Genomic DNA, 13,690 nt, shown 5'->3' with positions numbered 1-13,690 from the left:
GTACTACTATGTCCGACTATGAGCACTGACACCGTCGCCAAAGCACGCTTAGGGGATAAAATCCTCACCGCGGTGGCAGCGCTCATTGCGCTGTTTTATCTCATCGGGGCTTGGGCGGCTCCAGGAGCGATCGAGCTCATCCAAGCAGCGCTTTCGCTTTTATTTTTGCCCTTCATCTGGGTCTGGCGTACCAAACCGGTACTCAGTGCAGCTGGCTTTATCGTCCTCCTTGGTGCGTGGTCCGCGGCGTGGATAAGCCAGCTACCAGCCAACCTCGGGGTTACCCCATGGGCATTGACCGCGCCGATGGCCGTCTACGCCACTTCCCGCTACGTGGAACGCCGCTCAATTCCCCGCGCGGTGCTTATCGCCGCGCTCTTGGGTTCCTTTGTATCGCCTGCTATGTGGCGCATTGACCCCGAGTCCTTTTTATTATCTTTCCAGCTCGATCGCCGCTACATCACCTTGCTGGTGGTGCATTGGGCAGTGCTCGGCAGCGCCTATTTCATCGCCGCACGCTATTTTGACCTGGATAGGCAACGCGAGCGCTTAGCCCAAGAACGATTCCACCAAGCGCAGGAGGAAGAGCGCTTACTCGTCGCCCGGGAATTGCACGATGTCTTGGCCCATTCCCTCACCTTGATCAAGGTTCAGGCAAATGCCGGGATTATCGCCGCGCGAACGGATTCGACCGCCGCAGAGGACACCTTGAAGAGTATTCGCGATGGTGCGAATTCCGCGCTGGAGGAAGTGCGCGGCATCGTCACGGCACTACGCAGTACGGGGCCGACGGCTTTGGAACCCGCGCAGCAGCTCGAGCATGTACAGGGCATCATCGATGGCTTTCGCACCGCTGGTCTGGAGATTGACGCGGAATTGCCTTCCTCCTTCGAGGTTTCCGCGCTGACTCAGCTAGCCCTGGTGCGCATCATTTCTGAAGGGCTGACCAATGCCTTGCGCCATCAAGGCCCCGGCACGCATGTGCAGCTAAAACTTACGCTTTCCGATGCCGCACGAGTCACCCTCACCTCCACCGCTACGTCGCCTACGCCCAGTGAGGTATCCGGCAGCGGCGTGGGTTTGGTGGGAGTTAAGGAACGCGCCCAAGCGTTAGGCGGACACTTAACCAGCAATGGTGATGCCCAGAAATTTACACTGACTGCGGAACTACCACTACACAAGGACAACCATGCCTAAGATTCGCGTCATGCTTGCAGACGATCAAGCAATGCTCGTCGCTGCCTTATCGACCATCTTGAACGCGCAGGAAGATATTGAGGTGGTGGCTACCGCAACCTCCGGAGGCGACGCCGTTTCCTTGGCACTTCGCCACCGCATTGATGTGGCCATTTTGGATATACGAATGCCTGGCATGGATGGAATCGCCGCGGCCCAAGCCATTCTTTCCCGCACCCCTAACTGCCGGATTATCATGCTCACCACGTTCAATGAAGAGGATCTGGTATCGCAATCTATTGCCGCCGGTGCGCATGGATTCTTGCTAAAAGACGCCGACCCAGAGGTTCTGGTAGAAGCCGTACGCGACGTTGCCAGGGGCGAGTCTGTCCTCGCCGCCCAGGTAACGGGCCCTGTTTTAGAGGGCTACCGCAAGGTGCTAACGCACAGCCAGCTCAGTCCGCACGAGCGCCAAGGACTGAGCCTAGTTACTCGGCGCGAGATGGAGGTGCTCACGCTCATCGCGCGCGGTGCTACAAATAGCGAGATTGCCGGCCACATGTCTATCGCAGATACCACGGTAAAAACGCATGTCTCCGCGCTGATGTCCAAGCTAGCTGCACGCGACCGCGTGGCTTTGGTGCTGCTGGCGCACAAAGCTGGCATTGCCTAGTCTCCTACTGTGGTAGGACTACCCCGGCGCGAAGACCGTCTCGAGGGCTGAAGATTAAGGCAGTAGCGCGGCTCATACTTTTCGTATGAGCTATGAGGTTTCCTTCGAACACATCACAAAGTCTTTCGGCTCCCAGGCAGTGCTGCGGGATATAAGTTTTCATATTTCGCCTGGCCGCGTACACGCTGTGCTCGGGAGAAATGGCGCCGGCAAGTCCACCTTGTTTTCCATTTTCCTCGGTTTGCTACCCGCCGATTCGGGAACGGTGCGCGTGGCTGGAAAACCATGGTCGCGCGAGGTTCTCGACCATGTCGGCGCCTCGGTTAACGGGCCGGCTTTCTATGGCCACCTTTCTGCTACGGATAACCTCCGCGTGCATACCCGCCTGCTCGGGTTGCCCGATACTGAAATCGACCGTGTCTTGCACATTGCTGGTCTAGCCGGGGCTGGTTCTAAGAAGGCAAAGTCTTTTTCCACCGGAATGAAAGCCCGCTTGGCCTTAGCCCAAGCCCTACTCGGTGATCCAGAAATCTTATTGCTCGATGAACCGCAAAATGGACTCGATCCACAGGGCATCGCGGAGCTCCGCAAACTCCTCCAGCAGCTCGCCGCCGCTGGGCACACAGTCGTGGTCAGCTCCCATCAACTCGGTGAGGTCCTTCACCTAGCCCACGACATCACTATTTTGTCCCAAGGCACTATCCGGTACTCCGGCTCCCTACAAGAACTGGCCCCCAGCGGTGAATTGGAAGCCGAATTCTTCCGCCTGACTTCTGCAGATGGTGAGACCGATGAGTAACCAGTATCGACGGTATCTCTCAGCGGAACTACTGCGCAGCCGCGGCAGCGCCCTGCAGTGGTTACCCTTGCTCGCCCTGCCTCTGGTGGTAATGACGGTATTCTTTTCAGCCTTCGCCTCCTCCGCCGAGGACGCTACCGGGGTTCTTGGCTGGCAGTCCATGTTTATCACCGGCATGTACGCTCCACTCATAGCGCTTTTTGCTGGCGTTCCAGAGCGCCGCGAGGTGCTCAGCCGCGGCGGCGGCACCCTATGGCGCCGGCTTCATCCTCGCTACGAGCACGCGTCCCGGTTCCTCTTCGTCGTGGTAAGCCTCGCAGTTTTTCACCTTCTTAATTTCGGTCTGTCCTGGGCGGCGGTTGCAGCGCAAGGGCGTGCAGACCACCAGCTGCTTCTCATCGCTGGGGTTTATTCTTTCCTCGGAGCCATCGGCATCGCGGGGCTTGCGACCGCATGCGCCCGCAGGCTGGGCCTTGCCGTCACACTTATCCTCGCGGTTATCTGGCAGGTCATTAGCGTGCTTCCTCGCGTTGTCGAGGGGCAGCTATGGTGGGCCTTCCCACCCGCCTGGCCGCTGCGGTTACTGTTACCTGCGCTGCGTATCCACCAAAATTCGGTTCCGCTCGAGCCTGGCGATCCACTCCTGCAGGAAAGCCCTCTTCCTGCACTGGCGTTATGCCTCATCCTCGCTGTAGCAGGCTCTTTGACCGCGACCATGACGCCTCGGCGAGTACGTCCGCTTTCCCGACGCCGGCGCGTAGCGATACCCACGACCAGTACCGCCGCCACGCCAGCTCAAGGGTGGCAGCCTGCGAGTGCCTCTCGTACCGCTGCCTGCTCCCGCCTTTCCGATGCGCTCCGGGGCTTTCACCGGGCCATAATGACGCCAGCGGTCATTACGTGCTTGGTATTAAGCGCCTTAGCGCTGATCTTTATTGCCCTTTACTACCCACCACGCTATGTACAGGGATTCTTCGTATTTCTGCTTCTCCCCGTGGGTGCCGGTGTACTTCCTGTACTGGTCTGGCCGGGGTTCTCAGGTGCGTGGCCGATTGTTTATACAGAATCTCGCCACTGCTCTACTGCCCTTCTCCTGTGGTTACTGGGCATCATCGCAGCGGTGTGCACGTGTGCTTCGGTCGCAGTTATCTTCGCGGGTGAAGCCACCCTAGCTGTGCTCGCCCAACTGCCGCTAGCCATCGGCGTCGGGTACGTGCTCGCGGTGGTCTCGCTCATCGTCGTCATCCGCTTTGGTATCTGGAGCTCACTTGCACTGACAATCGTCGGCACCATTGTCTCCGTGACGGTAGGCGGCGATGTCCTTGCAAAGACCGTCCTCTGGCTCGTTGCTTTCCCCGCCTGGCCGATGAATGCGGATTCTCCTGGCCGCTACGCCTGTGCTGCGATAATGACCCTGCTTTTCGCCGCCATTACTTCGTGGGCCGCCAGGCGGTTGCTGCGCACACGGGCACTTCGCCCTACCGATTAAATAACTAAGGCCCGCGGGGACTCCGCGGGCCTTAAACTATGCGAGCTTAAAGCTCAGAGGGAGATACGCGCTTGGGCAGGACCACCGGGCGGGCATTAGAAAGCCCTTCCACCACGCGGATGACCTGGTTGGAGTAGCCAAACTCGTTGTCGTACCAGACATAGAGCACCAGGTGCTTGCCGGAAGCGATGGTGGCGATGCCATCGACGATGCCGGCATTGGTATTGCCCACGAAGTCGCTAGAGACGACCTCTGGGGAGGCGATGTAGGAAATCTGCTGGCGCAGATCCGAGTGCAGGGAGACGTTGCGCAGGAAGTCATTGACCTCATCGCGATCGACTTCTTGCTCCAGCTCCAAGTTAAGCACCGCCATGGACACATCCGGGGTAGGAACGCGGATGGCGTTGCCGGTCAGCTTGCCTTCGAACTCCGGCAGGGCCTTGGCCACGGCCTTAGCGGCACCGGTGGCAGCAAGCACCATGTTCAAGCCGGCGGCGCGGCCGCGGCGCTCGCCCTTGTGGTAGTTATCAATGAGGTTTTGGTCATTGGTAAACGAGTGTGCGGTTTCCACGTGGCCGTGGGCCACGCCGTAGCGGTCATTGATGACCTTGAGCACCGGGGTGATGCCGTTGGTGGTGCACGATGCGGCGGAGAGGATCTTATCGTCATCGGTAATGGCGGAATCGTTGATGCCAAAGACGATGTTTTTAATATCGCCCTTGCCCGGCGCGGTCAGCAGCACGCGGGCCACGCCCTTGGCCTCCAGGTGCTGGGACAGGCCTTCCTTATCGCGCCAGACACCGGTGTTATCCACCAGCACGGCGTTGTTGATGCCGTACTCGGTGTAATCGATCGTGGCCGGGTCGTTGGCGTAGATCATCTGGATCTTCGTGCCATTGGCCCAGATAACCTGCTCTTCCTCGTCCACGCTGATGGTGCCGTTGAAGGCGCCGTGGACGGAATCGCGGCGCAGGAGGCTGGCGCGCTTGATGATGTCCCCTTCGCCCTTATTGCGCACCACAATCGCGCGCAGGCGCACGCCGCCGTAAGCGGCTTCGCGAGCGACGAGGATGCGGGCAAGGAGGCGGCCGATGCGGCCAAAACCGTAGAGCACGACATCGGTTGGGTCGATGTCCTCGCCGGCACCGACGATTTCCGTGAGTTCATCTTCGAGGTAGCGGCGCAGGTCATCTTCGCCCGACTCTTCAAAGCCCAAAAGGAGGCGTCCAACGTCGATGGACGCGGAGCTTAGGTTCATATCCGCTAACTCGGACAAGATGGGCAGGGTTTCTGCCGTGGAGAGCTGGCGCTGGGCAATGCGGCGTCCGTAGCGGTGGGACTTGATGATGTCGATATCGGTCTGCCCCACCAGCGGGCGGCCGAAGATGGTGGCGACGACGTTGTTATTGCGGTGCAGTTGGTGGATGAGGGGAATCATCTGTTGCGCCAATTCGAGGCGCTCGTTCCAGTCATCATGTCCAATATGTGCGTTCGCAGTCACGAGGCTCCATCCATTTCTATTTCGGGGGTGGCTAGAAATCTTCGCCCCAAATTTTAGCGTGTATCAGTGTTTGTTTTGGCATAGGGAGTCCAGAATGTCTGCGACACTACCCCCGCGGATTTTGGCGGCCGGCTCACCTACGAGGCAGTAGGCTACGGCGTCATCGTGCTGCGCTCGGCGTTCCTTGAGCACGGAATTAAGCATGGGATATATCGGGGGTAAATCCGGGTGGGCGCGGGTGTAGTCGGTCTCCAAGCCGCGCGCATGCCGCCCGGAAAAGGCGCGGGTGGAGACGGTGGCCCCGCCGCGCCGGAGAAGCTTGCGGTTGTAGTCACTGGTTCCGGCTTCTTTACTCAGCAAAAAGGCAGAGCCGCACGATGCGGCGGCCACGCTGGGCAGGCTTAAAACCTGGGTTACGTCGCTTGCCGTGCGCAGCCCACCTGCGGCAATCAGCGGGATGTTTGGTGCGACCGCGTGGACGGCTTCGTGGACGGCGGCAATGAGCTCTGCCAGGGGTCGATCATCGGGAAGCGCGGTGCGGTCCCACGTGCCGCGGTGCCCACCGGCAGCGGGCCCTTGTACGCACAGCGCGTCCACTCCCAGCGTGGCGGCGGCGCGGGCCTCGTCGGGCGTGGTGACGGTGGTCCAAGCTTCGGCACCAGCGGCGTGGATGCGGGCAAGCTGCTCAGAGTCAAAGGCGCCGAACATAGACCACACCACGCAGGCGCCGCCCTGGAGCGCCAGCTCGAGCTTGTCATGGAAGCCGAAGGAATAATCGGGATCCGGCAGCGTGGCACCTTCGGCCGCAGCCAATTCCGCGGCGGCGGCCAACTGCTCGGGTGTTAACGGATCCTGCGGGCAAAACAGGTTTACCCCGAAGTCAATGCCTGCGCAGTCGGCGATCTGGCTGCGGGCAGAATCCACGCTGGCGGAACCGAGCCCTAAGGTGCCAAAGGAGCCAGCCGCATGCGCTGCGCGGACAAGTTCCACGGTGGTGGGCCCGCCCGCCATGGGCGCGGGCATTACGGTTCGGCGCAAAGATTTAATAACCTGGCTCATAGGCATCTATTGTACCGAGCTAGAAAGGCGCATTCGTGGCAGCTTTGACAGATCTTCTCGCCCGGATTTTCGGCGGGCCCCCGCAAGCCCAGCAGGGCCTGGACCCGGCCGAGCTAAAAGCAGACTGGCTCATCGTGGGCCTCGGCAATCCCGGCGCGAAGTACGCCGCCACGCGCCATAACGTGGGCTATATGGCCATCGACGATGTGCTAGCCCAAGACGGTGACGTGCTCGAACCGGTGCGCGGGATGGATCTCGAGGTAGCCCCACTTAACTGGGGCGATACCCGCGTACTGGCGGTGCGCACGATAACGTTTATGAATCTCTCTGGCGATCCGATTGCCCCGCTGGCGCGGGCTTTGGGTGTTGCGGCAGACCACATCATCGTCATTCACGATGAGCTAGACCTGCCTGCCAATAAGATTCGGCTAAAGCAAGGTGGCAATGAAAATGGGCACAACGGGCTGAAATCGCTCACGCACAACCTGGGCACGCGGGACTACCTGCGCGTACGCATTGGCATTGCGCGCCCGCCCAAGGGCTCGTCGATTCCGAATTATGTCTTAGCGCCTGTCGATGCCGGCCCCGGCTTCGATACCGCCATCGCCACCGCCGCCGAAGCCGCCCAACTCATCGCAACGCAAGGGCTCGTACAAGCCCAAAACCGCATTCACTCGCGCTAGGACTGGGAAAATTTCTCCAGCGCCTGCGGGCTGCCGGCGGCGACGATGAAGTCGGTGGGGGCGAGCTGGGTGGCATCGGCAAGCGGGGCCCAAGCACCCTCCGCCTGGCAGACCGAGACCAATTGCACGTGGTGGGTGCGCCAAACCTCGCCCAGATCGAGCGGACGCCCTGTAACCGAAGAGGGCGCGGCCATCTGCGTCACTCCGTAATACGGGGCGATCTCAGCAAAGTCGCGGAAGCGCCCGCCCAAGAGGTAGGCCACGCGGCGGCCGGTATCGCGCTCCGGGCGGATGACGTGGTGGGCGCCAATCTGGCGCAGGATGCGCTCGTGGGCCTCCGAATTGGCCTTAGCCCAAATATCCTTGACGCCCAGCTCCACCAGGTTGGAGACGGTGAGGATGGACGCCTCCAGGTGCGAGCCGATGCCCACGATGACCCGCTCCACCTCGTCGATGCCTAGTTGGCGGAGCGCCGCCGGATCGGTGGTATCCGCGGAAATGGCCTCGGTTAAGTGCGGTGCTCGTTCGCGCACGATCTTTTCATCGGAATCGATTCCAAGGACCTCTACCCCATGGCCCATTAGTTCGCTTGCCAGGGAGCAACCAAACCGCCCCAAGCCAATGACGACGACCGGGGCGATGTCGAGGGTGGCGCGGGAGTGGCCCAACGCCTTAAAAATGCTAGCCAATGAAGGGCCTTTCTTCGGGGTAGCTGTAGCGGCGGCTTAAATTCTTTGCTGCCAACGCTGCTACCAGGGTGGTTGGGCCAACGCGGCCCAGGTACATGATGAAGCACAGCACGATTTGTGAGGGCGCGGACAAACTGGCGGTAATCCCGGTGGATAGGCCCACGGTGGCAAAGGCGGACATGACCTCGAAGGAAACCTGATCGCCGCTAAATTGCGGGTCGAAAAAGCGCAGCGCCGCCACGCCGAGGGTCACCACCAGCACGCCGGCAAAGCTCAATGCTAGCGCCTGCCGGGTAACACTGTGGGGAAGGCTGCGGTGGTAGATGGAGGTCTTTTCCTTGCCCAAAAACTCCGCCGCCATGGCGGCCAATAGCACGCACGCGGTGGTGACCTTGATGCCGCCAGCAGTACCGGCCGAGCCGCCGCCGATGAACATCAAGGTATCGGTGCCCATGAGCGTTACCGGGTGAACCTCACCGTAGTCGAAGGTATTAAATCCGGCCGTGCGCGGGGAGACGCTGGCAAAGAACGCGTTGAGAATTTTCTCGCCCCACGACATCGGCGCCAGCACGCCATTCCACTCCGTCAAGGCAAAAAATATCGTGCCTGCCGCAATGAGCACGCCGGTGGCCGCCAGCGTCATCCGCGCGGTAATTGAGATGCGACGCGTCGCCTCCGAACCGCGCCGCACGTGGCGTACCAATTCCGCCCAGACCGGAAAACCCAGCCCACCACCGATGACCGCCCCGGCCAGCGGCAAGAGGATCCAGGCATCGCCCACAAAGGGCACGAGGTTATCGCTATTGGTGCTAAACCCAGCGTTATTAAAGGCCGAAATGGCGTGGAAGATGCCCTCCCATAGCGCCCGCGGGAAGGAATGCCCGTAGCCCACCATAAGCCGCGCGGTGACCGCCGTGGCGATAATGCTTTCTACCACCGCGGTAAAGGCGAAGGTGAAAATCAGGGTGCGGCGAATGCCACCGGCGAGGATAGGCCGGCTTTCATAGGCGCCGGTCTTGCGCGCCTTAAAGCTAATCCGGCCGGTTAAAAGCAGGCCGGATAGCGAGGCCAGCGACATAATGCCCAAACCGCCCAGTTGGATAAGGGCCAAGATGACCACTTGCCCGGCTGGGCTCCAGAAACTGCCGGTATCGACCACGACCAGCCCGGTCAATGAGACCGCGGAGGTCGCGGTGAAAAGGGCGGATAAAAACGAGGCGCGGGAATCTCCGGCCTCGGCGAACGGCAGCAATAACAATACCGTTCCTATCAGGATGAGCAGTAGAAACCCGGTGGCGGTTAGCCGCGCTGGTCCCCACTGCCGCAGAAAAAGCAGGCGCTTCACAAGCCGGAAGTATAGACCTGTCCAGACCCAAGCGGAACTGCACGGCGGGATGCCGCGGATAAATATCACGGAAGGATATCGCGGACGGATGTCACGGCCGCGGCTAGAATCAGGCCCATGACTTCGCCGTACTCAGCAGCTAGGACAATCGTGATTACCGGGGCTTCGTCAGGCATTGGTGCCGCGGCCGCCCGGCAGATTCACCGCACCCGCCCGCAGGATAACCTCGTCATCATTGGCCGCAATCCGGACAAGACTAAGGCCGTTGCTCAAGAGGTAGGCGGGCAGTATTTCCTCGCCGATTTCGAGTCACTGGCTCAGGTCCGCCAGCTGGCCGATGACCTGCAGCAGCTAGAGCGCATCGATGCCTTGGGCAATAATGCCGGCGGTATTTTCGATGGACCCACCATGACCGCCGATGGATTCGAGCGCACGTGGCAGGTCAACGTGGTCGCGCCGTTCCTGTTGACGTCCCTGCTACAAGACAAGCTGCGCGAGAGTAACGCCACCGTGGTCAACACGGCGTCGTTGGCCAATATGGTGATGTCGAATTTCGATCCGGCAGATCCCAATACGCTGGAGCATTTCAGCCCAGAGCGCGCCTACGGCAATGCCAAGCTGGCGGATATCTTGCTCGCCCGCTTTATCGATGCCCACGGCATCAACGCGGTGTCCTTTCACCCGGGCGTTTTAGCTACCGAGTTTGGCAAGTCCTCCACGGGGCTTACGGGCAAGTTGTACTCCGGGGTCATCGGCAAGGCCTTTGGCACCGCAGAGGCCGGCGGCGAGAACTTGGCCTACTTCCTTACCGGCACCGAGGGCATCCATTTCCAGTCCGGGGAGTATTACAATAATAGGCGCACGCTGGGCGTGCAGCGCCCGATTGCGAAGAATACCTCCGTGGCCCACCGCGTCTTTGAGGATCTGGGCCGCCGCCTCAATGTGGAGTGGTAGCGCTCAAGCATTAGACTATGGCGCATGAGTTCTGTCGCTTTTGAGGCCTCGCGCCGCCGCACGTTCGCCGTTATCGCCCACCCGGATGCCGGTAAGTCCACGCTGACGGAGGCGCTGGCGCTGCATGCGCACGTGATTAATGAGGCCGGCGCGGTCCACGGCAAGGGCAACCGCAAGTCCACCGTGTCTGACTGGATGGATATGGAGAAAAACCGCGGTATCTCCGTGGCTTCGTCTGCGCTGCAGTTTGAATACGCCCCGGAGGGACACGAGGGCGAGCCTTATATGATCAACCTGGTCGATACCCCAGGTCACGCGGACTTTTCGGAGGATACCTACCGCGTGCTCACCGCGGTAGATGCCGCAGTGATGCTTATCGATGCCGCCAAGGGCCTCGAGCCGCAGACCCTCAAGCTCTTCCGCGTCTGTAAGGCACGCGGCCTGCCCATCGTCACGGTGATCAACAAGTGGGACCGCGTGGGCCGCGAGCCACTCGAGCTCGTCGATGAGATCGTGAACGAAATCCAGCTGCAGCCCACCCCTCTCTACTGGCCGGTGGGCATCGCGGGCGATTTCCGCGGCCTAGCTCACATCAATGATGACGGCGAGGCCGATAATTACATCCACTTCATCCGCACCGCCGGTGGTTCCACCATCGCACCGGAGGAGCACTACGATCCGGCGGCCGCAGAAGAAAAGGAAGAGGATGTGTGGGAGACCGCGGTGGAAGAAGCCGAGCTCCTTGCCGCCGATGGCGCCCTGCACGATCAAGAGCTCTTTGAGCAGTGCGTGACCTCCCCGCTCATCTTCGCCTCGGCCATGCTGAACTTCGGCGTCCACCAGATCCTGGATACCTTGTGCGCCATCGCCCCAGCCCCGCACTCCCGCGAATCCGATCCCAAGGCCGTGGAGGCGGCCACCAGCGCCATCGATGAGGTGCGCGAGGTAGCCGATGACTTTTCCGGCGTCGTTTTCAAGGTGCAGGCGGGCATGGACCAAAAGCACCGCGATAACCTGGCGTTTATGCGCGTGGTTTCCGGCGAATTCGAGCGCGGCATGCAGGTCAACCACGCCCAATCCGGCCGCAGCTTTTCCACCAAGTATGCGCTGACGGTCTTTGGCCGCACCCGCGATACCGTGGATACCGCTTACCCTGGCGATATCGTGGGCCTCGTCAACGCGGGCGCGCTGGCACCGGGCGACACCATCTACTCCGGCAAAAAGGTCCAGTTCAAGCCCATGCCCCAATTCGCCCCGGAGGCCTTCCGCATCCTGCGGGCGAAGTCGCTGGGCAAGTACAAGGCCTTCCGCAAGGGCTTGGAACAGCTCTCGGCCGAGGGCGTGGTGCAGATCCTGCGCAACGATGCGCGCGGCGATGCCTCCCCGGTCATGGCTGCGGTCGGCCCCATGCAGTTCGAGGTCATGCAAGCCCGCATGGAATTCGAGTACAACGTCGAAACCGTCACCGAGCCCATCCCCTACTCCGTGGCGCGGCGCACCGATGCCGAATCCGCACCGGAACTCGGCCGCCAGCGCGGCGTGGAGATCTTCACCCGCCAGGACGGCGAGCTCATCGCCCTATTTGGCGATAAGTGGAAGCTCGCCTTCATTGAAAAGGAACACCCCGAGCTCACCATGGAGACCTTGGTCGCGGATTAATACCGCGGCCGCCCGTCAGAGCAGCATGACGGGGATGACCACGATCTTCATGAACTGCGCCACCACGATGGTAGAGGTATAGCCGGTAAGTATTCGCGAATCCGAGCTGGCGCCCGTGGCGTAATTGACCACCGCGGGCTGGCCAAAGAGGCCGGAAATTCCGCCGGAGGTGCGGGTTTCGGATTGCCCCATAAAGCGGCTGGCCACCGCGAAAATCCCGATGATGATTACGGCGATGATCGCGGCCAGCACCATGGATTTCAGCCCCATCCAAGAGAAAGCGGTGGACACAAAGGCCTCGCCGGAGGACAGGCCCACCGAGGCCAAGAAGATGGCAAGGCCCCACTGCTGAAATGCAGTATTAATCGGGGACGGAATCTGCCACGGAATGCGGCTGGTACGGTGCAGGGCACCCAAGACCAGGCCAGTGATCAGTGGGCCCAGCGCGAACCCGAGCTCGAAGGACGCACCACCCGGCAGCGGAACGACGATGAGGGAAATCAGGTAGCCAATGGTCAGCCCACCGCCGAGTGCCACCCAGTTAAGCTGCGAGTATGCCGTCACGGAATCGCCAAAGTAATCGCGGACATCGCCCAGGCGGTCATGCTTGACCACGATTTCTAGGTCATCGCCGGATTCCAGGTGGGTTTCATTGGTGGCAAGGAATTCCTCATCGCCGCGGCGCACCCGCACAATCCGCGCGCCGTAGCGCGAAAAGAGGTTTAGCTCCTTAACCTTGCGGCCCTCAATATCCTCATTGGAAATGGCCACGGTCTCATTGACCAGGCGCTTATCCACAAACGGGGTTTGGGGCTGGCGCTTTCCCAGGGCATCGGTGAGCTCCTTAGCTTTTGCCTTGGTCACCAGCACACGCAGGACATCGCCGCGGTGCAATTCCGGGTTATCGCCCGGCACGTCGATATCGCGGCCGCGGCGGATGGTGGCGATGACGAAATGATCCGCGAATTTCTCGCGCAGCTCGGCATAGGAAATATCGCGGGTGACCTTAATCGTTCGCGAGCGGAAAATCTTTTCCGCCGAGTGGTCTTGGTCCTTCTGCGCTGGCCAGCTATGCCGCAGGATGAATGCCACGAGGAGGATGGCCACGGCCACGCCGACCGGATAGGCCAATGAATAACCCACGGCGGGCAGCTCCTCGCCGGATTGCTGCTGGGCCACGGCCAGCGATGCCGTCGACGTCGTCGCGCCGGAGAATACGCCGGTCACCGCCAGCGGCGATAGCCCCATGAGGCTGCCTATGCCCAGCGCCGCGGCCGCTGCGGCTATTACCGCCACCGTGGCGAGCAGCATGTGCTTTAACTGGGTGGAAAAGCCCTTGAAGAAGGCCTCGCCGGCAGAAAGCCCCTGCATATAGATAAAGAGGCCCAAGCCCAGCTCCTGCAAGGAACTGAGGATATTGTCATCCAGATCAATAAAGGAGCCGAAGGCTAAGCCAACAAAAAGGGTACCCGCCGCGCCGAAGCGCAGCGGACCAAAGGGAATCATGCCAAATAGCGTGCCGAGCACGATCATGAAGAAAATGCTCAGCCAAATATGGCCATCAAAAATAGCTAACACTCTGTGCAATCTTAGGAGCTAAACGCGATTTAGCTAGCTGAGAAGGCTTGGCACCTTGCACCGAATACCGCCATTAGTGCAGCGC

General features: G+C 60.8%; 12 protein-coding genes. 7 read left to right on the top strand and 5 right to left on the bottom strand.

Annotation, left to right across the window (positions count from 1 at the left end):
• The first annotated feature begins 18 nt into the window (after positions 1 to 18).
• From ACLI1T_RS04065 to ACLI1T_RS04050, 4 genes are all read left to right on the top strand, one after another.
• Positions 19 to 1,197 (top strand): sensor histidine kinase, encoded by a 1,179-nt coding sequence (locus ACLI1T_RS04065; RefSeq protein ID WP_411703092.1) that lies wholly within the window; start codon positions 19 to 21, stop codon positions 1,195 to 1,197.
• On the top strand, positions 1,190 to 1,849 hold the full coding sequence (locus ACLI1T_RS04060) for a response regulator (protein ID WP_411703091.1): 660 nt from the start codon (positions 1,190 to 1,192) through the stop codon (positions 1,847 to 1,849). The genes ACLI1T_RS04065 and ACLI1T_RS04060 overlap by 8 nt, the downstream gene beginning before the upstream one ends.
• Positions 1,850 to 1,934: 85 nt before the next feature.
• Positions 1,935 to 2,648, top strand: coding sequence for an ATP-binding cassette domain-containing protein (locus ACLI1T_RS04055; protein ID WP_411703090.1), 714 nt, complete (start codon positions 1,935 to 1,937; stop codon positions 2,646 to 2,648).
• The gene (locus ACLI1T_RS04050) at positions 2,641 to 4,137 is read left to right on the top strand and encodes a hypothetical protein (protein ID WP_411703089.1); all 1,497 of its coding nucleotides are present in this window, start codon (positions 2,641 to 2,643) and stop codon (positions 4,135 to 4,137) included. The genes ACLI1T_RS04055 and ACLI1T_RS04050 overlap by 8 nt, the downstream gene beginning before the upstream one ends.
• A gap of 46 nt (positions 4,138 to 4,183) precedes the next feature.
• Here ACLI1T_RS04050 and ACLI1T_RS04045 read toward each other — a convergent pair whose 3' ends face one another.
• Complete coding sequence (locus tag ACLI1T_RS04045; RefSeq protein ID WP_005279979.1) at positions 4,184 to 5,638, bottom strand: glyceraldehyde-3-phosphate dehydrogenase; 1,455 nt, start codon at positions 5,636 to 5,638, stop codon at positions 4,184 to 4,186.
• Positions 5,639 to 5,701: 63 nt separating this feature from the next.
• On the bottom strand, positions 5,702 to 6,697 hold the full coding sequence (locus tag ACLI1T_RS04040) for a nitronate monooxygenase (RefSeq protein WP_411703088.1): 996 nt from the start codon (positions 6,695 to 6,697) through the stop codon (positions 5,702 to 5,704).
• 35 nt (positions 6,698 to 6,732) lie between these two features.
• Between ACLI1T_RS04040 and pth the strand changes: the two genes are divergently transcribed.
• The gene (gene pth / locus ACLI1T_RS04035) at positions 6,733 to 7,380 is read left to right on the top strand and encodes an aminoacyl-tRNA hydrolase (protein WP_284636125.1); all 648 of its coding nucleotides are present in this window, start codon (positions 6,733 to 6,735) and stop codon (positions 7,378 to 7,380) included.
• Here the strand turns inward: pth and ACLI1T_RS04030 are convergent.
• A complete protein-coding gene (locus tag ACLI1T_RS04030) occupies positions 7,377 to 8,069 on the bottom strand; it encodes a potassium channel family protein (RefSeq protein ID WP_005279976.1) in 693 nt (230 codons plus the stop codon). The two genes, pth and ACLI1T_RS04030, sit on opposite strands and share 4 nt — an antisense overlap.
• Positions 8,062 to 9,414, bottom strand: a complete 1,353-nt coding sequence (locus ACLI1T_RS04025) for a TrkH family potassium uptake protein (RefSeq protein ID WP_411703087.1) — start codon at positions 9,412 to 9,414, stop codon at positions 8,062 to 8,064. Before ACLI1T_RS04025 ends, ACLI1T_RS04030 begins: the two co-directional genes overlap by 8 nt.
• Positions 9,415 to 9,531: 117 nt before the next feature.
• On the opposite strand from ACLI1T_RS04025, the gene ACLI1T_RS04020 reads away from it, so the two are divergent.
• Entirely contained in the window at positions 9,532 to 10,368 is an 837-nt protein-coding gene (locus ACLI1T_RS04020; protein ID WP_005282036.1) for an SDR family NAD(P)-dependent oxidoreductase, read from the top strand.
• Between the two features lie 24 nt (positions 10,369 to 10,392).
• The gene (locus ACLI1T_RS04015) at positions 10,393 to 12,027 is read left to right on the top strand and encodes a peptide chain release factor 3 (protein WP_005279971.1); all 1,635 of its coding nucleotides are present in this window, start codon (positions 10,393 to 10,395) and stop codon (positions 12,025 to 12,027) included.
• A 15-nt stretch (positions 12,028 to 12,042) separates the two neighbouring features.
• Here the strand turns inward: ACLI1T_RS04015 and ACLI1T_RS04010 are convergent, their stop codons facing one another.
• A complete protein-coding gene (locus ACLI1T_RS04010) occupies positions 12,043 to 13,605 on the bottom strand; it encodes a TrkA C-terminal domain-containing protein (protein WP_411703086.1) in 1,563 nt (520 codons plus the stop codon).
• Positions 13,606 to 13,690: the final 85 nt, after the last annotated feature.

Source organism: Corynebacterium tuingiense, from assembly GCF_046718165.1.
Taxonomy (GTDB): Bacteria; Actinomycetota; Actinomycetes; order Mycobacteriales; family Mycobacteriaceae; genus Corynebacterium.
This window is presented reverse-complemented; position numbering and strand designations above follow the sequence as displayed.